Below are 20,643 nucleotides of genomic sequence, written 5' to 3'. Positions count from 1 at the left end.
GTAAAATACCCAATAACAACGGTTTTAAATTCCCCAAAAATAACAGATAATCGTTTCGAAACAAACATCAAAGATGGAGTGAAGAAACGGTGCTGAAGATTGGGGAGTTTTTTATGATTAGAGAGTTATTTCAGAAAGGGTGGACGAAAACAGCCATTGCAGAAGCAACAGGCTTCGATCGTAAAACGATCAGCAAATATCTAAAAAGCAATCAGTTGCCGGAACGTAAGGCAAGCGAGCAGCAGAAAGAGAGTAAGCTCGAACCCTATAAGTCCTACATCCTTCAACGAGTCAAAGAAGGAACAACCAACTGTGTCGTACTGTTAGAGGAAATTCAAACGATGGGTTACGAGGGGAAGATGACAATTTTAAGAGACTTTGTTCGTCCTCTTCGTCAACAGCCAAAGAAACAGGCAACCTTACGGTTTGAAACACCACCAGGGAAACAAGCCCAAGTGGATTGGGCGTACGTGGGAAAATACTTAGTGAATGGCAATCTGCAAGACATTTATGCATTTGTGATGATATTAGGTTATTCCCGAATGAAGTACGTAGAGTTTACAACCAACATGAATCTCGAAACCCTCATGAAGTGTCATATGAATGCTTTTTCTTACTTTAATGGGGTACCAGAACAAATTCTCTATGATAATATGAAAACCGTTGTAATCAAGCATAGTCCTGTAGAGATTCGTTTCAATCGCAAGTTTGAGGATTTCTTAGCCTACTATGGGATTGTGCCAAAAGCCTGTCGTCCTAAACGTCCGCAAACAAAGGGGAAAGTAGAAAGAACCATTAAGTATTTGAAAGATAACTTCTTTCAGCGAAAACACGAACCAACTTTACATGCATTAAATGAAGCCGTACGTACATGGTTGGATCAGATAGCTAACAAGAAAACCAATCAGACTACTAATGAGTCACCATTTCAACGATTTGAGCAGGAACAGAAGTTCCTGCAGATATGGGGAGTGAAGCCTCTGTTTCCCACTTCACATTGGGAAACCAGAGAAGTCAGTCGGGACTGTGTGGTGTCGTACCGCGGAAAAAGGTATTCAGTTCCTTACCGTTACGCTGGACAAATGGTTAAGATTAAAGAAACACTCGATCATCATTTAGAGATTTACGATGAACGTGAATGTATCGCAAAGCATCCGGTTCTTACAGGAAAAGCAACTACTCATATCCGAATGGAACACTATGATGGGCTACATACAAAAGAAAAAGGGCAGAAAGCGAAGAACGTTGAAGATTTGGCGACCGACGGTCTTCACTCTCATACCCCATCTCCAAATGTGGAAAAACGCCCTCTCGCTGCTTACGCAGCACTGGAAGAAGGTGAGTCTGTATGATGAACGAACTCTTATTGGAGCGTTTAAAGAAGCTCGGCTGGCATCATACAGCCAACCAACTTGATAGTTTACTAGAAGACGCTTCTAAGGATAATGTATCATATTCTGAGTTTCTTCACACTATCGTTTTGCATGAAACGGAGCAACAAGATTCTGATCAACTAGAAAAGCGAATGAAACGGGCAAAGCTGCCTTACACCAAAACGATTCATGATTTTGACTTTACATTTCAACCAAGTCTGAGCGAGAAAAGGGTCAAGGAAACCTTAACATGTCGCTTTATTGCCAATGGGGAAAATCGCATATTACTGGGTCCTCCGGGTGTAGGAAAAACTCATTTAGCCGTCTCCTTTGCGATTGAAGCGATTACCCAAGGATATACAGCCCTATTTTTGTCGGCCGACGACTTAGTGGCTCAGTGCCGCAAGGCCAATGATAAAGGGACACTCCAGCGACTCGTAAATCGTTGGAGTCGTCCAGACGTGTTAATTGTAGATGAAGTAGGTTATTTTCCTTTTGATGAACTAACCGCCAATGTTTTCTTCCAGGTTGTTTCAAAGCGATACGAACAAGGAGCAATGATTTTAACATCTAATAAATCGTACCTTGAATGGGGAAAAGTTTTTGGTGACGATGTATTGGCAACGGCTATCTTGGATCGCCTCTTACATCATGCGATTACATTTAACATCAAGGGTGACTCCTACCGTTTGCGAGAAAAGAAAAAAGCAGGAATTTATCCTGCCCAAACAACGATTTAGCCGTTCATAATGGGGAATTTCATTTCGTTGAAATTGGGGAAATTTGAATCGTTGTTGACATACGCCTCTTATCACATATAGTATGTATCGAAAAGAGAAGAAAAAACGCGTTAAGAATGACCCATTTCAGACAGCGAATTGGGATTATCATGAAGAAGATGATTCCTTTACTTGTCCCAACGGGAATAAGTTGACGTTTCGTTACAAATCGCATCGCACAGACCGTTACGGATTTACAAGGTTATTCAATGTGTACGAATGTGAAGACTGTTCAGGTTGTCCTTTTCGTTCACAATGTACGAAGGCGAAGGAAGGAAAGAACCGAAGAATCCATTATAACGAAAAGTGGGAACAACAAAAGAAAAGCATTCAACAGCTGCTTTCAGAAGAAAAAACGGGTAAAATCTACGGAAAACGTAAGATTGACGTAGAACCAGTTTTTGGATATCTGAAGGCTAATTTGCGTTTCACTCGAATGTCCGTAAGAGGCAAAGAGAACGTGAAAAACGAATTAGGGTTTGCGTTCATGGCGGTGAATGTACGAAAGTACATCGCCTCCAGTGTAAAATGTGCATAGACCAATCAAACAGATCAACAAAAAAAGGGTTCTCATCATCAAAATGCGATGATGAGAACCCTTTTTCATTATTTTTGGCTAGTTATGTCCCAGCCTCAATTTCAATTACCATAATAGTAATAATAGTTTCCACTTTCCTCAACTTTTCTGTTGTTTAGTACTACTCCTAATATATTAGCATTGGCATTAATTAAAAGCTCCTTAGCTCTTATTGCACTACTTTTTTCGGCTTTTCCACTACTAACAACTAAAATAGTACCATCCGCTTGATTAGCCAGTATTTGTGCATCCGTAACTGCTAAAGTAGGTGGGGTATCTAAAATTATAAAGTCAAACTCTTCCTTCATTTCTTGTAACAACTTTTTCATTTGGATAGAAGCCAAAAGTTCTGACGGGTTTGGTGGGATAGGACCACTGGTTAAGACTGATAAATTTGGAATTTCAGTGCTTTGCACGGATTCTTTTAATAAAGTATTTTTAGTCAAAATGCTTGTAAACCCTATAAAATTTTCAAGTTTAAATGAGTAATGAGCGGTTGGTTTTCTCAAATCAGCATCTACCAGTAACACTTTACTACCTTGTTGAGCATATACTATGGCTAAATTAGCCGCTGTAGTAGACTTTCCTTCTCCAGGCCCTGAAGAAGTCATAACAATTGATTTAATATCTTTATCTACATTTGAGAATTGAATATTTGATCTTAAAGTACGATATTGCTCAGCTGTAGGTGACTTAGGAATTATATGAGATATAATTCTACGATGAGCTGTCAATTGCTTATTATTATGTTTTTGCTTACGAGCCAATTGACTCCCCCCTAGCTCTATGATGATTTGAAACTCGTGAACTTCGGCTATCTTTAGCATTAGGTACGTCTGTAATACTTGTAATTACTCCTATTATAGGTAGTCCTAATATTTTTTCAACATCTTCCTCAGATTTAACTGTATTGTCTAAGAATTCCAATAAGAACACTATTCCAATGCTTAAGACCAGGCCTAAAATAATACCTATCGCTATATTTAACATAGGATTAGGCTTAACTGGAGAAATATCACCTTCGACAGCTGCAGGTGACACAATGCTAACGTTGTCTATTTTCATCATTTTCTGTATTTGTTCTTGAAATATTGTTGCTGTAGTATTTGCAATACGCACTGCTGTATTTATTGAATTATCTTCAACTGTAATCTCTACAATTTGCGAATCTTTTACGCTAGTAACCTGAATTTGTTGATCTAACTCTTCAACAGTTTGCTTTAAGTTTAATTCTTCTTTCACTAACTCTAATATTGCTCTACTTTTAATAATTACACTATACGTATTTACCAATTGGATATTAGCTTGTACTTCATTAAAATTATATGCTTGCTGCTCTGTCTTTTCTTGGTTAACAAGTAATTGAGTTTTCGCTTGGTAAACCGGTGTTAAAATAAAAAAGCTAATTACTGCACTAAAAATTGCAATTAAAATAGTTATTATCCCGATTAACCACAAGCGTTTTTTCAATACTTGAAACAATTCAATAAAACTAATTGTTTCTTTCATGATGACCTCCGATATTTATAAATTCAAGCAGTTTCTATTATAATAAAAAATACCTATAACTTCTATAAATTTCTAATAAAAATTTCATATTAATATTCCTAGAATTTAAGAAAACCTATATATATCATGCTTTTTTACTGTATAATAGAAACAAAAACATTTTATTCCAATTAAAACCCAAAAAATAGGATTCTAGGTGAGTATATTGAAATTAAAAATAGTACTAATATCACTTTTTTTCTTACTGATATCTATATCGTTATATTTACAATTACAGAAGTATTATTATGTTAATATAGAAGACTTTGGTGCAACTCCAAATGATAATAAAGACGATACTACCGCAATAATATATGCTATAGAATATGCTAAAGAAAACCATTTAAAAACTGTATATATTCCTCCAAAAGAATACTTAATTAAAGCTCATACATATTCTGAATTTGAAGGGGGTATTTCTATTCCCTCGGGTATTACATTAAGAGGAAAAAAAAATAAAAGCACCCTTAAACTTAACCCAAAAAGTATAAACAAAAAGGGTATATATGCAGGTATATCTCTACAAAGTAATACAAAATTAAAAAATTTAATAATAGATGGTCAAAAAAATCTGATTAATATGGAAAATAAAGAATATATTGGGTTTCGAGCTATACGGTTAAAAGACCCCTATACTAAAAACGTAAGTATTAAAGCTTTAGAAACCAAAAATTTAGCTGGAAAAAATAAAGAAAGCTTTGGAATCTTTTTAAATGATGCTTCTTCAAATATAAATGTAAAAGATATTAAAGCTTTTAATATTGATGGAACCGGCATACATATAAATGGAAACTACCTAAACGGTATGCTTTCTACAAATATATCTGTTAAAAACATCCTTGTTTATAACAATTCTTGGTCTGGCATAAGTACCTATGGGGCAAAAAATGTAAAGATATCAAATGTTATTGCGTTTAATAATAAGAAACATGGCCTTAATTTTGAATGGTGTTATAACACAGTTGCCAAACGCATTATTTCTTTTCATAATGGTGCAGGTATAGGCAGTTTTGGAAAAACAAGCTTTGATTTGTCTTATGCCGTATTGTATCATAACAACCGCAAATTTTCTCAGTCAGAGCTAAATCTCAGGGCTGGTAGTTGGTGGGCTGGTACACCTCCTCCACGTGGAGTCGCAAGAAACATTAATATTAGTAAATCTATTATCATCCCATCTTTAAAAAGCAAATTATTAACAGCGGAGTCAGACAATAAAGTAACTACAGGTTTACAAAGTCCTTATAACATAACAATTAGTAAAACTTACTCTACTAATTGGCAATATATAATTATAACTTCACACAAAGAAATTAAATATAATTGGAGTATTCCTAATATAAGAGTTAATCCGTTATTACAGCCTCATCTACTCTACAAAGGTAATGCTAGTTCATTTAAAAGTTGGAATACATTAACTCAGTCTAATAAAAATGGTAGTACTTCAATTATCAGTTATAAATTATATGGAAACGTTTCTTCTATGCCTATTCTACCAGCTAATAAGAGGTTATTAATAATGATTAATTATAAAGCTTCGCCCAACAGTAGATGGGTTTTAGGAATTAAAACTATTGCTCCTGCTTCTTCTATAACTCAAGGTATACTATTGTTACCAGAATCAAGAAGTAAACAGTGGTCAAAAGCTGAATTAATTATAGAACCGAGCAACGAAAAGAGACTAATTCAATTACAAAGTAATTATGAATCTCAAACAAAAATTAAAATCAAAGAAATAAAAATATTAGAATTTTAATTTCCATAAATACCCCCACTGCTTCCATAAGTTGCAATGGGGGTATTTTTTACACTGAAGCTTCTACATTATAAGGAATAGTATTATACTGTGAGATACCTAGACCTTCATATTTAAATCCAATTTCTACCATACTAAAGTGATTTAACACATTTCTAGTATCAAAGACATACGGGTTGCGTACACTATCAAATATAGTTTTCCAGTCAAGTTCTATATATTCATTCCAGTGAGTTAGTAAAATAATTCCATCAGTGTTTCGAGTCATTTCTATAGGGTTTTCATAATATTCAATATCAAGATTATTATTTAAAGATTTAAACATTTCCATACCTTGTGGATCATGAACTTTAACTCTAGCACCTAAAGCAATTAATTTTTCTATAATATAGGATGCTTGAGTTTTACGAGCATCATCAGTATTTGGTTTAAAAGTCAATCCTAATATACCTATAGTTTTACCATTTAAACTTTTAAGTTCATGCTGAACCTTGCTGACACAATAATCATGCATCTCTAAGTTTGAGCTTACAGCAGCCTCTACTACAGATAATTTTGTATTGTAACTAGTACTAGTAGCTAAAATTTCAGCGGTATCTTTAGGAAAACAGCTTCCGCTCCAACCACTAGAAGCTTGTAAGAATTTGTTACCTATTCTAGAATCTAAGCCCATACCTAAGGCTACATCTAGAATGTTAGCATCTAAAGACTCACATAGCCTGGCCATTTCGTTAACATAACTAATCTTCACTGCTAGAAATGCATTAGATGCATATTTAATTAATTCTGAACTTTTATCATCAGTTTCAAAATAAACTGGACTTGGACTATTTAATTTTTCTGCATAGTTAAATTGAAAGCCTTCAATTAATTCACCATAGCCTTGACGGTTAATTAAATTCGAATATAAATCTCTCATGATTAAGCGTGCTTGTTCACTTGTTGTACCAATAACAATTCGATCTGGGAAGAATACATCTTCAATTGCAAATCCTTCTCTTAAAAATTCTGGGTTACTTACTACAGCAAAGTCAGCATTTCTACGTAAACCCGACGTATCTTCAATAATACCACTTACTAAGTCAGCTGTTCCTACTGGTACAGTAGATTTATTAACAATAACAGTAAATCTATTAGAATTTAAGTTCTCTCCAATGTTTTTAGCAGCAGATTTAATATACGCTAAATCTGCTGTTCCATCTTCTCTCGAAGGTGTACCTACACCTATAAATACTACATCTGCTTCTTTAACACACTCATAACTAGTTGTAGCTGACAAGGTTTTACCAATAAATTTTTCAATTAAATTATCTAACCCCGGTTCATAAATAGGACTTTGTCCATTTAAGATTGTGTTAACTTTATTAATATCAATATCTACTACCGTTGTTTGATGACCTAGTGCTGAAAAAGCGATACCAGTTACGCTTCCGACATATCCTGAACCAATTACTACTACCTTCATAAATGAACTCCCCTAACAATTAATTTGTAATTTTTTGATTTAACTTTTCTTTATACACTTCAATTGTTCTTGACAACCCTTCTTTTATATCTACTTTGGGTTCCCAATTAATTAGCTCTTTCGCTCGATTGATAATTGGTCTTCTAACCTTTGGATCATCCTGAGGTAGTGGATGGAATGTAATCTCACTATTAGAATTTGTCAATGCCTTGACTAGGTGCGCAACTTCTAAAATAGAGTATTCACAAGGGTTTCCAACATTAATAATTTCTCCTGATGTATTATTAGAGGCCATTACTAATTTTAAAGCTCTAATGTTATCGTCAACATAACAAAATGACCTTGTTTGTGAACCATCCCCATAAACTGTTAAATCTTCTCCCTTAATTGCTTGAGTAACAAAATTGGAAATTACGCGCCCGTCATCATTTCTCAGTCCCGCTGAATACGTATTAAAAATTCTAACTACTTTTACATCAACTTTAAAACGATTAAAGTATTCATAACACATTACTTCACCTAAACGCTTAGCCTCATCGTAGCAAGCTCTCGGACCCCAAGTGTTTACATTTCCACGATAGGATTCTGGTTGAGGATGAATCTCTGGATCCCCATACACTTCACTTGTACTTGTAAAAAGAAGCTTTGCATTATTTTTTTTCGCAATACTTAGCATGTTCTTAGTACCAATTGTGTTAACATAAATTGTATCAAAAGGATTTTCTTGATAAAAAACAGGTGACGCGGGTGATGCCATATGATAAATTTCATCAATCTTTTCGAAGATAGCTTTATTAACAATTTGAGGATTCGAAACATCTTCACATAAGAAAGTGAAGCATTTATTATTCATATGCTGTTCAATGTTTTCTTGTTTTCCTGTTGACATATTATCAATACCAATTACACTATTACCTTCTTTTAATAACTCCGTTAGAAGGTGTGACCCTAAAAACCCTGCTACACCCGTAATAATTATCTTTCGTGACATTTAATTTCCTCCCTAAATTAATTACTTACTTTTTATATAGTTCTTTCAAAATAATGGGTATTAAAAACAAAGGTTCAATTAAGTATCTTTTCCATAACCTTTTTGGTTCACCTATTAATCTAAAAAGCCATTCTAATCCAAATTTCCCCATCCATCTAGGCGGTGTTGCCACTTCTCCAGCGACATAATCCATACAAGCACCACTTTGTAAAATTACATTTGCATTGATATGCTGAAGATGTTCCTGAATCCACTTTTCTTGTCTAGGCATACCCATTCCCATAAAAAGAATATGAGGTTGGAAAACATTAATATCATTAATGACCTTTTCATTTTCCTCAATATTATTAACATTGAAATAGCCATGATGAAATTTAAATTTCACATTTTCGTATTTCTCTGCGTATATATCAGAAACTTTCTCTCCAACCCCAGGTTTGGATCCTAAAAAATACACTTTCCAACTTTCTTGATTTGCCAAAGTCATTAGTGGATCGACCCAATCTACATAGGTAACTCTATTGGCTTTTTCTAAATTTTGTTTGAATATGTTTCCTAATAAGACAACTGGCATACCATCTATATGAGTATAATTAGCTAATGAATAGAACTCCCGCATTTTGGGATCTTTGTGAAAAAGATATAAACTATGTAAATTATGATTAGCTATAATACTCTTAGATGAAGTACTAACTACCTCTTTTACAATGGCGTTCAAATGTTTAACACTATAAGCATTTATTTCAATCCCAAGAAAACTTTTTTTGTCACTAAACATTTGTATCCTCCGTTATTTCAATCACTTTTGGAATTAATTCTTTTACTCTCTGTTCCCAACTATGATTTAAAAGGATTTCTTGTCTAGCATTTTTACCATAATTTACAAGTCTATCATTCAAAGAATAAGCTACATTAATTTTTTCAGCTAGATCGTTAACATTTTTGGGAATAAACAAAAAGCCTGTTTCTTTCCCTTCAATGAGTTTTTTTGCATCTTTATATGAGGTTGCTATCACAGGTTTCCCCATAGACATATATTCATACAACTTAAGTGGGGAATGATACATTTTTTCATTTTCAAGGTCTACTTGGCCAGAAAAACATAAATCAAATCCCTCCACATAATTAGGAACTTCATTCCCAGGAACTCTTCCTACAAATTTGACTTGAGAACTTAACCCTAAATTCTTACTCAATTCTTCCCACTCATTCTTTTTAGGACCATCACCAACTATTGTTAAATTGATAGTAATGCCTTTTTCTTTTAACAAATGAATTGCTTGAACTAAGTAATTAATACCTTGCCATGGATATAAACTACCAACAAAGCCAATTGTAAATTCATCAGACAATTTCTTTGGTTCATATATTCCTGGGGCAAACCTATTTGTATCTACTCCATTTGGTACAACTAAAACTTTATTCTCTGGAATATTTGCTTCCCGAACAATAATTTCTTTTAAGGTATCACTTACACAAATTAAGACATCGCACTTACGATAAGCTCTTAATTCTAAAAATTTCGCTATTTTAGATAGTACAATAGCATTTCTTTCGGTAACAGCTTCTTTGTATATTATTCCGTTTGTTTCCAATATCCACGTTTTTTTATTTTTTTTAAATTTATTACCTAATGCTTGCATAGCTGCATATCTTTCATACACCCAATCGACATCATGTCCAAAGTTCTTCCACGCTTTTTTAGAATTAGAATACCCTAGTAGTATTCTCACAATGTCGGATGCTAAAGTAAAAAGTTTATTCTTAGTGAACTTTTCTTCAGACTTCGTTTTAATATTTTCAGAAATCATATTTCCTAATATGTATTCTTTCACTTCTATTTCACTTGCCTGAAAACCGTTAATTACGCCTAAAACATGCGATCTTGCTCCGCCTTCTTGGGCATTTTCTTTAGTGCTTACTCTTGGTGCACCTGATAAATATCCTAACTTTTTAGGAATCATTAAAATTCCTCCTGGTTTTTTAAGTTTATACTTTGTGAATTTTTTTATATTCATCATATTTAAACCCAAACGTTGCCATGATGAAACCCAGGCCCCTAGATACTCCACGTAACACTCTTATTAGCTTATGCTTTCCGAATGCTAATGATGGTATTGCCAATATAGTACCTAACACAACACGCCCCATCCCTCTAACTAATTGCTTAATATTAAAAAGCTTACTAGGGAAAATCTCTCTCTCACAAATTGTATCTGTAATTCCGATTCGATAGGCTCTCTTTAAAATCCATTTCACATTTGCCCTACTTACAGGAACCCATTCATATACCACAGCTTCGTTAGCCCAAATCATTTTAAAACCTTTTTTATACACTCTTAAAAAGAAATGGTTATCTGTTCCCCCTGTTAGGGACATTTTTTCATTAAATAATTGTGTTTGTTTCATATAATCGATTACGTCTTTACTAATTAACACATTATTTGTAGCTACATGTTTCATATCTGTACCAGATACATGTCTAGTTCGCGCAAAGAAGTTTCCTTCTTCAATCCATCTTGGGGGGGCTTTAGTAAATTTAGGTATAACAGGACCTGTTACTACATCTGCATTATATTCTTTTTGAGCTATTAATAATTCCTCTAGCCATAAAGCCTCTACATACTCATCATCATCAATAAATACAATATAATCAAAGTTATCACTACAATTATAAATAGCAGTATTTCTTGCAAAAGGAATACCTCTTCTCTTTTCACACACATATTTTATTGACCAGCGATATGACTTCTGTAAAGTTGATACGAATTCCTGACTAGTAGCTTGCGGGTCGTTATCTACAACGATAATTTCAATTACTGGACAAGTAATTTTCTTAAATGTCAACTTTTCAATACTACTTAGTAGCTGTCCTAAAGCTTCTTGGCGTTGCATTGTAGCTACACATATGGAAACATTCACTTTATTCTCACCTCGCTACTTAGCTTTATTTTTAAGATATATTATAAAATTTTTGTTTCTTTGTTCCTTTTGATTCTTTAACAATTAAATAAATGATATTAGATCCCAATAATATAATCAGTAGTACCTCACAAACAACTGTAGCAATCACTGCACCTAACCAACTATATTCTGGAATTAAATAAAAGCACAGACATACGTTAAGAATTGCCGAAGAAATTTGACAACATGTACGAAATAAGTGATTCCCTGAGCATGTTAAAGTATTAGATAAAAAATATTGAACACCTTTTATTAAAGGAATTATCGCTAAGTATTGAATGGCTACAATAGTACTCTCATATGCATCCCCTAATACTATAGGGACAAAAGGAGCAAATAAATATAAAAACGTACCAATGGCTACTCCATAACAAAGAGAAATTAAATAAAATTTCAGTGAGTACTTAAATAATTTTTTAATACCATCTTTTCCAAATGCAAAAAAACTGGTATAAGATGCATTAATTAATGACCGCATTGGCATGAACGCAGCTTCTATTAAACGATAAGCAGCTGCGTATATCCCTGTGGCTTGAAATGTAGAAAATTTACTTAACATGGTTTTATCAATATCATTTTGAATAGTTATAAAAGAAATATTTAAAGAAAAGAAGAAACCTTCCTTAATATCATCTATAAGTCCTTGTAAATCACATACAGGTGTACCAATTTTCTTAGTTACCATAACAAAAGAATAAATTGCTGTAATACAAGTAGAAAGACAATATAATATGGCCCAGTATGTTAATTCGTTGTTTGAAACTAGGAGATATAAAATAATCGCTGAAATAAACCTATTTAAACTAATAATTAACTGAAACTGCGCCGTTAGCTTCATCTTATTAATGGCTTGGAAAGCTTGGCCACTAACTTCTACTACTTTTGCAAATATTAATTCTGCTAATGCAATTAATAGAATCACGGTCAGACTTACTTTGCTTGTCCATAAAAGCTGAGATATCCCAACAAATAAAATCGACAATACAAATCCTAAAAAAACCGTAACGAATAGCGTCTTCCCCCATTGCTTATTAAATTGCTGTTTATCTCTTGATACTTTTTTAACAAGTGTATGACCAAGTCCAAGGTTAGAAAACGGTGATAGAATTAAAGCAAGGGCTACAACACCCGTAAAAACACCATAATCATCTACACCCAGACTTCTGGCGATAATTACAAAATACCCTAGTTGTAGTACTGTTTTTCCACCTAGTCCTAATAACATCCACATTGTATTTTGTACTAATAAGTTCCCTTTTAATTTATTGATCATAAATTCAACTCATTACTTTCTAATGTGTATTGCTTTTAATTAGCATTACTTGAACAGTTCCTAAAATTACACGCATATCAGTTGTAAAACAAACATTATTTATGTATACAAAATCATGCTCTAAATGATCGTGTATTGGTTGAGTTCTGTGTTCACTAATCTGCCACAAACCTGTAATTCCGGGCTTAACTAGAAATCTTTGTGATTCATATTCACCATAATATTCTTTTACAATCAATTCTTGCTCTGGTCTAGGTCCAATAAAACTCATTTGTCCCAATAAAATATTAAATAATTGTGGCAATTCATCTAGACTAGTTTTTCTCAAGAATCTGCCTACTCTTGTAATTCTAGGATCAAAAGACGATGTAGGTGACTTTCCTTGTGACGGAGCAACAGTATACATTGTACGAAATTTAAATATAGTAAATTTTTCACCTTTATAACCTATCCTTGGTTGTCGAAAAATAGCTGGTCCTTTAGAATCCAGTTTAATTGCTAAAAAAATGAGTACAAAAATAGGTGATGAAACGATTAAAGTAATTAATGCAGTAACTATATCAATAACCGGTTTAAAGAACTTTATATAGATTGTAGATTTCACTTTAACTTTTATCTCTTTGATAGAAGGTGCTCCTTCCATTAACTCGTCACCACTTCTTTTTCCTCAATTAAATTCTTAAGATAATTAGAGAACTCATGCTTTAACTCTGGTGATTTTAATGCATATTCAATATTAGCTGCTAGGAAGCCAATTTTACTTCCTACATCAAATGTTTTATCTGTATATTCTTTGCTATACATTTGCTTTTCTTTTGCTAACACATTTAATGCATCCGTTAATTGAATTTCTCCACCAGCACCCTCACCAATATGCTCTAAGATATTAAAGATAGTTGGATCTAATACATATCTTCCTAGGATTGCTAAATTCGACGGTGGGTTTACTTTTGGCTTTTCAACTAATTGTTTAATCAAATGTTTTCCTGTTTCAATTTCATCCCCATCAATTACACCATATTGGTGAATATCTTTAGTTGGTACTTGTTGAACAGCAATTGTTGAAGTTTGTGTTTCTTCGTAACAATCAATTAAGTCTTTTAAACACGCATTGCCTTTATCAATAATAATATCTCCTAATAGTACAGCAAAAGGGTCATCTCCAATAAAAGTACGCGCGCACCAGACCGCATGCCCTAAACCTTTTGGCTCTTTTTGGCGTATATAATGTACATCTACCATATTACTTATACTTCTTACTGTTTCTAACAATTCTAGTTTTTGTTTTTCAAACAAATTTTGTTCGAGCTCAAATGCGTAATCAAAATGATCTTCGATAGCTCTTTTATTTTTCCCTGTTACAATAATAATGTCTTCAATTCCTGCTGCTACAGCTTCTTCAACAATGTATTGAATTGTAGGCTTATCTACAATTGGTAACATTTCTTTAGGCATTGCTTTTGTTGCTGGTAAAAAACGTGTTCCTAGACCTGCTGCTGGAATAATTGCTTTTTTGACTTTTTTCATAAATATGCACCCTTTTTTAAGTTTTATTTTCAAAGGAAAATTATTATTTAGTTCTCTTTAAAATATATGCCAAAATTTCTTCTTCACTTTCACCTTCTCAGGCGAATCTTTAAAACATGCATTTCCCTTCACAATCGCATCTGCGTTGTCTTGGAACAAATACAGCATGTCCACACCGAACTCAGACTCAATCACATCATTTGCTTGCTCCATGTAGAAGTTACGCCCCGATACGTTATGAGCATCTGAAGCGATGACGTGCGTTAGATTGGCTTCTATTAAGTCTAGTGAGAATTTTTTGATTTTCTTTCCGAATCGTCCCGTTAGGCTTCCGGCAGTTACTTGAGTGAGAGCTCCTTTGTTAACAAAGTTATAAAGTAGATCTGGCTCTTCAATTAACCGACTGTTTCGCTCAGGGTGAACGATAATTGGCGTTAAGCCTTCTGATTGAATGTCATATAGTAAACGTTCTGTATAACGCGGCACTTGGCTAGAAGGAAACTCTACGAAGACGTATTTTGACGTGTCGTTTAAGGTTAGTATTTTACCAGCCTGATAGTCCTCTACTAGTTCTCCATATATACGAGACTCTTGTCCTGGTAAAATAGTTAAAGGTATATTCTCGTCTAGCAGGCGGTTGTTCAGCTGCTGTACAAGTTCTAGAATGTCTTGTTTCTCATTTATGTACTTTCCGTTCTGATGATGGGGCGTTGCCACAATGGTACGAATGCCTTCTGAAACTGCTTGTCTCGCCATTTCAATACTATCATCAATCGTTTGCGCACCGTCGTCCACTCCAGGTAGTATATGGCAATGTATGTCAATCATTTCTTTACACCTTCAATCCTTCCAAAGTCCCGAAAATCTTTTTTAATGTTATCACAGCGACAAAACAGGTTCAATGAATTATTTTGTCGAAAAATATCGAATACAGATTTTGTGTCACTTCATGTCTTTTTTCGCCCTTAAAATAGGTCTTATGCTTTACTTTTACTGTCGAACTCTACGGCTAAATTATAGTCTATTTAAATAGTCCTAACAACCTGTTTTTACATAAAAATTCCTTTGCTAAAAGAATTATGAAAATGAAAACGGCTTTGTTATAGGGTTTAACAAGATATCTCTCTATTTTTTCTAGGAATCAAAATGACAACGTTTACATATTTATAATAGAAGAAAGACGTTTTTAAATAAAAAGAACCACTTCTTTCCGACTTATATAATTAAGTCTTTCAATATAGTTCTATCGGTGTATGAATTCTCACCATTTTTCTTGCATTTACCTGTTGTTTTCCCTACTATAAAAGAATCTGGTAAAGAATAGGACGTAGTTATATGTTGAAACGAGTGTTATTAATTGGTTTACTGTTAGCCATTTCAAATTTTTCACATACGCCGCACTTAAAGGTGACGGACCCAGGCACGTGGCAAAATGAATCGGTATGGGATCACACGGCTACGCTTCAATCCATATTGGACCCAAGCGGTGAGTTTTTCACGCAGTATACATATGCGTTTGATGCAGAGTTTGTTTTGCGAAAGATTGCTCATCTTTCTTTCTTTGGATTGCTAGCTCTGTTAATCTATTGGAACCTACCAAAAATGAAAGGACGCTTTGTCCTTGCGTGGCTCTTGCTTGCAGGATTTGCGTTTATGGATGAAGTTCATCAAGCATTTATCGTAGGGCGCGATGGGCGCATTATTGATGTAATCATTGATTCGATTGGCGGAGCGTTGTTTTTATATTTATATGACCGATTTAAGAAATCAAAAAAAGCGTAGCAAGAGTAATCTTGCTGTGCTTTTTCGTTTAGACAAATACCATTTTCATATTCTGAACAACATCTCTTCCAATCGAGTCATAAATCATCTTTTCTTTCTTCACGTCTTCCAAGCAATAGCAATTTCGTCCGTCTAGCACGATGGAGGTTCTCATAAGCTCAGAATAGCGCTTTCGCTCATGAATTAACTGCTCGTATGGTTCCCTTTATATAATGCATCATGAACTATGCTCATTCCTGTCTAGAAAGCAACTTTACAAAATCTTAGCAATCCGCACCTATCAGCTAACCCTACAACCGAATATGTACCCACTACTTACGAATATCGTGCTGTACGGTTAAAGCCTTTGATAGCTTTTCTTTTAAGCTGTGCCGAGAAAGTGACGTTGGAAGATAAGTTTGATCGTGAAAGTAGATGATCTGTGAAGCTTGTTTCGAAGAAGAAAGCGTCTGAGTAACGTCGATATGGGATAGAAAATACCAGCTGCACAAATGTGATGTTGGAGACTTTGTCGGAATGACAATGAGCTCGTTGGCTTTATCGATGACAAGCGGAGGTTCTTTCGTGAAGCCAAATCGTTTTCTGACGGCGTATAGTGCGCCCTCGAAGGTTGTGAGGTGCTGAATGCAAGATTCCATGAGTAGTTCTTTGCACGTTTTCGTGGAATAGTACTCGCCTTTCGCATCTACAATTTTTGTTTGGTACTGAAAGTGTTGAACTGGCTTCAACGCTTTTGTGTCAACGTTTATAACATAGTTTTCGTTTACTTCCATTTCACCAACCCCTTTACTTTTTTACTATTTTATAAAAAAGAGTTGTAAAAATCTAGTATTTTTTACTCAAAATTCATAATTATTAGTTTAATTATAAAAAAGCAGAAAGCTACCGCCTTCTGCTTCTTACTCTTATAAATACGGAAGCGTCTCTTTCAACTTTTTCCTAGCTGTTTTCCCCCAGTTTTTCACCGCTCCTGTTGATACCCCGTACTTATCTGCAAGCTCCTTATAAGAATAGCCTCCTAATAGGTATTCCAGAATATAAATCTTTTCTCTTGGCGTGAGGTGTTGGATCATGTCGTTAATAATGGACGACTGCAGCGCCACGGGAAGCGAATCGTCTGGGTGCATCACCAACAGCGTATCTTCTGTCAGCGCTTCTCGCTCGTCTCGTTTTACGCTTGCTCTTAGCTCCATTAAAATGGTGCCGCGCACGGTGCTGTAAGCATAAGCCGAAAACGAACCTTTGCTTTCATCAAACTTTTGGTAAGCTTTCCACAACCCAATAAGAGCGAGCTGATAGTATTCTTCTTGTTCTTTATAAATATGATGCTTTTGAATCATCGAGACAATGAGAGGATGAAAGGATTCTGCGATTTGTTCAAACGATACAGATTTCATAGATTTGTCCTTTTGAAAAGCGCGCTTTTTCTTGTATTCCGCCGGTAGGTTTACTTTATCGAAAAGAAGATTTGAAGAACACTGACCTAATTTGACGATAATGGTTAGACACCATTCGTACTTTCCTGGGAAATAGTGAGGTTATTCTACAAGCGTAGTAATGGTAAAGGGTTCTTAAATAAAAACAGCTTAGAGTTTAAACTAGCATTCTGTGATTGTAAGCCCTCGTTCACGCTACTTGTCATCACTTCATCTGCTTCATCTGCAACATCACCGAGCTGATCTGCTAGAAAGTTTCCTACATCTGAACCAAATTTATCAATTAATGTACTTCTTATCGTATCAGCTCGTAATACATTTCCACTTAGCGTATCTGTCATGTTGACCGATTCTTTCCGTTTATCCCACATCACAACGACTTTTCCTAGCTCTGGAAAATGACGATTCAGTAGACTAAGACCGTCATTTAAGTTGATGTATTCCGTTAAGCGCTCGCGATAGTCTCCGTTTTTCGCTTTTTCTTAAAGATCTTTTGTCAAATTGGCGTTGGCATTTGGATTTTCACACGTGACGCCCTGCTTTACAAAGTCATTGTCTACAACTACGTAAGAAGCTCTTAATGAACAAGAACAAAAGAAGCATGAAGGAAAGTAAAAAGCCGAGACCCCGGGTGTCTCGGCTTCCTTCATTACTTCACTACCTTCACTTGACTTTGATGCCACTTCCACGCAGATGCAATAATTTCTTCTAGCGAACGCTCTGCTTTCCAGCCTAGCTCACGGTAAATTTTTTCCGAAGACGCAACGAGTCGAGCCGGATCGCCAGCACGGCGGTCCGCCATTACGACGTTGGCTTTTTTGCTCGTTACGCGCTCGCACGTATCGATCACTTCTTTTACTGAGTAGCCAAGGCCGTTTCCTAGATTGTACGTCGCTGTTTTGGTTTCGTTTGCTAAAAGTGACTGAAGCGCAGCGATATGTGCGTTGGCAAGATCGGTTACGTGAATGTAATCGCGAATGCACGTGCCGTCTTCTGTATCATAGTCAGAACCAAACACGGAAATGTGTTCTCTCTCACCTAGTAAGTGCTCAAGAATAATTGGAATGAGGTGCGTTTCCGGGTCATGGGACTCGCCAATTTCTGCTGTTTCGTACGCACCCGCTGCATTAAAGTAGCGAAGTACAACGTATTCCATATCGTACGCATGCGCGTAGTCCGCTAAGATGTGTTCAATCATCAGCTTAGAGCGACCGTACGGGTTGATTGGACTTGTGCTTGTTTCCTCTGTAATCATATCAACAGACGGAATGCCGTACGTTGCCGCTGTGGATGAAAAGATAAACTTTTTCACGTTATGTTTCATCATTGTTTTCAATAACGTAAGCGTCGCTGCAACGTTGTTTTCATAGTACTTCACAGGATCAACAACCGACTCTCCTACTAAGCTGTTCGCCGCAAAGTGCATCACCGCGTCAATTTGATACGTAGAAAAAACGTGCTCCAAATCCGCTTCGCTCCCTAAATTACCTTCTACAAACTGCGCGCGTTCATCAATCGACCAGCGGTGTCCTGTTGATAGGTTATCTAAGACAACGACTTCATTTGTTTTCACTAATTCTTTTACAAGGTGGCTACCGATATAGCCAGCTCCTCCAACTACTAAAATCATAAAACCTCTCCTTTAGTCCATTTTGACTAGTTTTATCGTACTCTCTTCCCCTACTATTGTAAATGAGTTTTGTGAACTGAAAATGACTACTTTTCTTTATCTTAGTGAAATATGCGAAAAAATGCTTCTTCCAGCATTTTCATGATGTAAAATGGTGATATAGGTCTTAACCGAAACTGAGTTACCATAGAAGGGAAAGAATGATGTGAGCAAACTAAAGATCCTCAAGCGTCGATTTAAATATCTTCTTATCAAACTATTACGACTAAAAGATCATTCGCATAAAGTTGCACTTGGTTTTAGCCTTGGTTCAATTGTTAACTTTGTTCCTACCTTTGGGTTTGGACTAATCCTTTCTGTAGGTTTAGCCAAATTATGTAGAGGCAACAGCATGGCGGGCCTTATTGGTGGAATGCTGTTTATGTGGGCTTTTCCGCTCATGTTTTACTTAAACACGGTAGTTGGCGAATATCTCGTTCCCATCGATTTAGATCATGCGTTACTAGAAGTTGCCGACGATGATTTAACCGATCACTTAGAAACGGGGGCACACATCGGCAAAATATTTCTAGCCGGAATGCTTGTGAATGTGGTGCTGTTTGGCGGTCTTCTTTACGCTGGCGTTTATTATATGATTAATCAGTATCGAGCTGAGCTTTTATACTACGTTTATAAAAAATGGGTTGTATAATTTCTTAACAGCAAGAAAGGTATTACGCATGCCAAAAACCATTTCCTATCCGTTTCAACCAAAATCAAATCGCTATCTTATCCCTGGACAATTTGCCTGCGGAAGAGTAATGGTGTCTTAAAATAAAAAGAGGCTGGGACATAAGTAATTCAGCCAATGATAAACAATATTGGAAACAGGGTGGAATGGAGCGTAGGACACTCGACTCCTGCGGGAAAGAGAGGGAAAACTGAGATCCCGCAGCGCAATGGAACGAACGTGTTCAGACAAACCAAAGAGATGGGAACAGCTAGTGTTCGTCTCTTAGAAGCAATCATTTTGTTATGTCCCAAACCCTTTTTGACATTATTAGAACATGTAGGCACTTTTCACATCACGTGAATATCACTGACTTTGATCATCCAGTCTCCAGACTTATTTTCATAAATATTACACTGAAGTGTTAAATTACTGCGCTCATTATCGTAATACAAATCAAAATCGACCATATAGATTAATTTAGGGAATTGCTTCTTCACATTTTTCTTACCTAAACTAAAATGTGGAGCATCCGGTTGATCAATATAGAAACCATCTTCTAATTGATCGTAAGCTACTTCGGGAGGAAGTGTCATAACTCCTGGATACAAACTCAACTCTTCTTTTAAATTACTTATCTCTGCTATCATCAACTTATTACCAAATCGAAAATTGACTTAACGTCCTCCTGCCCTTCGTAAGCTTCAAACTGAATATCACCGAGCTTCGTTCCGGCATCAAACTCACCCATTAAGCTATCAAGCATGGTGATTATTTTTTTATATAAGTTTGAAAATTCACATCTTTTAGTTGATGACAAACACTATTTTTTTCAT

The 20,643-nt window shown here is 35.3% G+C and carries 21 protein-coding genes and 1 pseudogene; 6 read left to right on the top strand and 16 right to left on the bottom strand.

Features of this window, described 5'->3' with window-relative positions; genetic code table 11:
• Positions 1 to 89 precede the first annotated feature (89 nt).
• The 3 genes and pseudogenes from istA to MKZ18_RS05765 form a co-directional block, all read left to right on the top strand.
• Positions 90 to 1,352 carry an IS21 family transposase gene (gene istA / locus MKZ18_RS05775; RefSeq protein WP_251385950.1) on the top strand — a complete coding sequence of 421 codons (1,263 nt, stop codon included), beginning with the start codon at positions 90 to 92 and terminating at the stop codon, positions 1,350 to 1,352.
• Positions 1,349 to 2,113: an IS21-like element helper ATPase IstB gene (gene istB, locus MKZ18_RS05770; protein WP_000980839.1), complete on the top strand. Its 765-nt coding sequence runs from the start codon at positions 1,349 to 1,351 to the stop codon at positions 2,111 to 2,113. The genes istA and istB overlap by 4 nt, the downstream gene beginning before the upstream one ends.
• Before the next feature lie 61 nt (positions 2,114 to 2,174).
• Positions 2,175 to 2,690: pseudogene (locus MKZ18_RS05765) on the top strand (transposase); the annotation flags it as partial.
• 101 nt (positions 2,691 to 2,791) lie between these two features.
• Here MKZ18_RS05765 and MKZ18_RS05760 read toward each other — a convergent pair.
• Complete coding sequence (locus tag MKZ18_RS05760; protein WP_340842844.1) at positions 2,792 to 3,496, bottom strand: CpsD/CapB family tyrosine-protein kinase; 705 nt, start codon at positions 3,494 to 3,496, stop codon at positions 2,792 to 2,794.
• Positions 3,486 to 4,238: a YveK family protein gene (locus tag MKZ18_RS05755; protein WP_340842845.1), complete on the bottom strand. Its 753-nt coding sequence runs from the start codon at positions 4,236 to 4,238 to the stop codon at positions 3,486 to 3,488. The genes MKZ18_RS05760 and MKZ18_RS05755 overlap by 11 nt, the downstream gene beginning before the upstream one ends.
• Positions 4,239 to 4,443: 205 nt before the next feature.
• On the opposite strand from MKZ18_RS05755, the gene MKZ18_RS05750 reads away from it, so the two are divergent.
• Positions 4,444 to 6,030: a glycosyl hydrolase family 28-related protein gene (locus MKZ18_RS05750; RefSeq protein WP_340842846.1), complete on the top strand. Its 1,587-nt coding sequence runs from the start codon at positions 4,444 to 4,446 to the stop codon at positions 6,028 to 6,030.
• A gap of 49 nt (positions 6,031 to 6,079) precedes the next feature.
• Here the strand turns inward: MKZ18_RS05750 and MKZ18_RS05745 are convergent, their stop codons facing one another.
• The 9 genes from MKZ18_RS05745 to MKZ18_RS05705 are packed head-to-tail and all read right to left on the bottom strand — an operon-like array spanning position 6,080 to position 15,078.
• A complete protein-coding gene (locus tag MKZ18_RS05745) occupies positions 6,080 to 7,495 on the bottom strand; it encodes a UDP-glucose dehydrogenase family protein (protein WP_340842847.1) in 1,416 nt (471 codons plus the stop codon).
• 19 nt (positions 7,496 to 7,514) lie between these two features.
• Entirely contained in the window at positions 7,515 to 8,486 is a 972-nt protein-coding gene (locus MKZ18_RS05740) for a UDP-glucuronic acid decarboxylase family protein (RefSeq protein WP_340842848.1), read from the bottom strand.
• A gap of 25 nt (positions 8,487 to 8,511) precedes the next feature.
• On the bottom strand, positions 8,512 to 9,264 hold the full coding sequence (locus MKZ18_RS05735) for a WecB/TagA/CpsF family glycosyltransferase (protein ID WP_340842849.1): 753 nt from the start codon (positions 9,262 to 9,264) through the stop codon (positions 8,512 to 8,514).
• A complete protein-coding gene (locus tag MKZ18_RS05730; RefSeq protein ID WP_340842850.1) occupies positions 9,257 to 10,450 on the bottom strand; it encodes a glycosyltransferase family 4 protein in 1,194 nt (397 codons plus the stop codon). Before MKZ18_RS05730 ends, MKZ18_RS05735 begins: the two co-directional genes overlap by 8 nt.
• 25 nt (positions 10,451 to 10,475) lie before the next feature.
• A complete protein-coding gene (locus MKZ18_RS05725) occupies positions 10,476 to 11,408 on the bottom strand; it encodes a glycosyltransferase family 2 protein (RefSeq protein WP_340842851.1) in 933 nt (310 codons plus the stop codon).
• A 31-nt stretch (positions 11,409 to 11,439) separates the two neighbouring features.
• Positions 11,440 to 12,723, bottom strand: a complete 1,284-nt coding sequence (locus MKZ18_RS05720; RefSeq protein WP_340842852.1) for an oligosaccharide flippase family protein — start codon at positions 12,721 to 12,723, stop codon at positions 11,440 to 11,442.
• Between the two features lie 19 nt (positions 12,724 to 12,742).
• Positions 12,743 to 13,366, bottom strand: coding sequence for a sugar transferase (locus tag MKZ18_RS05715; RefSeq protein WP_340842853.1), 624 nt, complete (start codon positions 13,364 to 13,366; stop codon positions 12,743 to 12,745).
• A complete protein-coding gene (gene galU / locus MKZ18_RS05710) occupies positions 13,366 to 14,250 on the bottom strand; it encodes a UTP--glucose-1-phosphate uridylyltransferase GalU (RefSeq protein WP_340842854.1) in 885 nt (294 codons plus the stop codon). The genes MKZ18_RS05715 and galU overlap by 1 nt, the downstream gene beginning before the upstream one ends.
• A gap of 57 nt (positions 14,251 to 14,307) precedes the next feature.
• Complete coding sequence (locus MKZ18_RS05705; RefSeq protein ID WP_340842855.1) at positions 14,308 to 15,078, bottom strand: tyrosine-protein phosphatase; 771 nt, start codon at positions 15,076 to 15,078, stop codon at positions 14,308 to 14,310.
• 507 nt (positions 15,079 to 15,585) lie between these two features.
• On the opposite strand from MKZ18_RS05705, the gene MKZ18_RS05700 reads away from it, so the two are divergent.
• The gene (locus tag MKZ18_RS05700; RefSeq protein WP_062954540.1) at positions 15,586 to 16,032 is read left to right on the top strand and encodes a VanZ family protein; all 447 of its coding nucleotides are present in this window, start codon (positions 15,586 to 15,588) and stop codon (positions 16,030 to 16,032) included.
• A gap of 311 nt (positions 16,033 to 16,343) precedes the next feature.
• On the opposite strand, the gene MKZ18_RS05695 is transcribed toward MKZ18_RS05700, so the two are convergent.
• From MKZ18_RS05695 to galE, 4 genes are all read right to left on the bottom strand, one after another.
• A complete protein-coding gene (locus tag MKZ18_RS05695; protein WP_062687092.1) occupies positions 16,344 to 16,805 on the bottom strand; it encodes a competence protein ComK in 462 nt (153 codons plus the stop codon).
• Positions 16,806 to 16,937: 132 nt separating this feature from the next.
• Entirely contained in the window at positions 16,938 to 17,429 is a 492-nt protein-coding gene (locus MKZ18_RS05690; RefSeq protein WP_035321392.1) for a sigma-70 family RNA polymerase sigma factor, read from the bottom strand.
• Between the two features lie 146 nt (positions 17,430 to 17,575).
• Positions 17,576 to 17,842, bottom strand: coding sequence for a hypothetical protein (locus tag MKZ18_RS05685; protein ID WP_251385924.1), 267 nt, complete (start codon positions 17,840 to 17,842; stop codon positions 17,576 to 17,578).
• A 275-nt stretch (positions 17,843 to 18,117) separates the two neighbouring features.
• A complete protein-coding gene (galE, locus tag MKZ18_RS05680) occupies positions 18,118 to 19,098 on the bottom strand; it encodes a UDP-glucose 4-epimerase GalE (RefSeq protein ID WP_340842856.1) in 981 nt (326 codons plus the stop codon).
• Between the two features lie 205 nt (positions 19,099 to 19,303).
• Here galE and MKZ18_RS05675 point away from each other — a divergent pair, with 205 nt between their 5' ends.
• Positions 19,304 to 19,789, top strand: a complete 486-nt coding sequence (locus MKZ18_RS05675) for a DUF2062 domain-containing protein (RefSeq protein ID WP_328101064.1) — start codon at positions 19,304 to 19,306, stop codon at positions 19,787 to 19,789.
• Positions 19,790 to 20,157: 368 nt separating this feature from the next.
• Here MKZ18_RS05675 and MKZ18_RS05670 read toward each other — a convergent pair whose 3' ends face one another.
• Entirely contained in the window at positions 20,158 to 20,457 is a 300-nt protein-coding gene (locus tag MKZ18_RS05670) for a DUF7668 domain-containing protein (RefSeq protein ID WP_076512515.1), read from the bottom strand.
• Positions 20,458 to 20,643 lie beyond the last annotated feature (186 nt).

The sequence above is a fragment of the Priestia sp. FSL W8-0001 genome (assembly GCF_038050335.1).
Classification (GTDB): Bacteria; Bacillota; Bacilli; order Bacillales; family Bacillaceae_H; genus Priestia; species Priestia flexa.
Note: the sequence above shows the minus strand (reverse complement) of the source record. Positions and strands in the feature narration are given on the sequence as shown.

Bases quoted from the DNA above. Each gene is read 5' to 3' on its own strand.
- istB (WP_000980839.1), top strand. From the start codon at position 1,349: ATGATGAACGAACTCTTATTGGAGCGTTTAAAGAAGCTCGGCTGGCAT.
- MKZ18_RS05755 (WP_340842845.1), bottom strand. From the start codon at position 4,238: ATGAAAGAAACAATTAGTTTTATTGAATTGTTTCAAGTATTGAAAAAA.
- MKZ18_RS05745 (WP_340842847.1), bottom strand. From the start codon at position 7,495: ATGAAGGTAGTAGTAATTGGTTCAGGATATGTCGGAAGCGTAACTGGT.
- MKZ18_RS05740 (WP_340842848.1), bottom strand. From the start codon at position 8,486: ATGTCACGAAAGATAATTATTACGGGTGTAGCAGGGTTTTTAGGGTCA.
- MKZ18_RS05735 (WP_340842849.1), bottom strand. From the start codon at position 9,264: ATGTTTAGTGACAAAAAAAGTTTTCTTGGGATTGAAATAAATGCTTAT.
- MKZ18_RS05730 (WP_340842850.1), bottom strand. From the start codon at position 10,450: ATGATTCCTAAAAAGTTAGGATATTTATCAGGTGCACCAAGAGTAAGC.
- MKZ18_RS05720 (WP_340842852.1), bottom strand. From the start codon at position 12,723: ATGATCAATAAATTAAAAGGGAACTTATTAGTACAAAATACAATGTGG.
- MKZ18_RS05715 (WP_340842853.1), bottom strand. From the start codon at position 13,366: ATGGAAGGAGCACCTTCTATCAAAGAGATAAAAGTTAAAGTGAAATCT.
- galU (WP_340842854.1), bottom strand. From the start codon at position 14,250: ATGAAAAAAGTCAAAAAAGCAATTATTCCAGCAGCAGGTCTAGGAACA.
- MKZ18_RS05705 (WP_340842855.1), bottom strand. From the start codon at position 15,078: ATGATTGACATACATTGCCATATACTACCTGGAGTGGACGACGGTGCG.
- MKZ18_RS05700 (WP_062954540.1), top strand. From the start codon at position 15,586: ATGTTGAAACGAGTGTTATTAATTGGTTTACTGTTAGCCATTTCAAAT.
- MKZ18_RS05695 (WP_062687092.1), bottom strand. From the start codon at position 16,805: ATGGAAGTAAACGAAAACTATGTTATAAACGTTGACACAAAAGCGTTG.
- MKZ18_RS05690 (WP_035321392.1), bottom strand. From the start codon at position 17,429: ATGAAATCTGTATCGTTTGAACAAATCGCAGAATCCTTTCATCCTCTC.
- galE (WP_340842856.1), bottom strand. From the start codon at position 19,098: ATGATTTTAGTAGTTGGAGGAGCTGGCTATATCGGTAGCCACCTTGTA.
- MKZ18_RS05670 (WP_076512515.1), bottom strand. From the start codon at position 20,457: ATGATAGCAGAGATAAGTAATTTAAAAGAAGAGTTGAGTTTGTATCCA.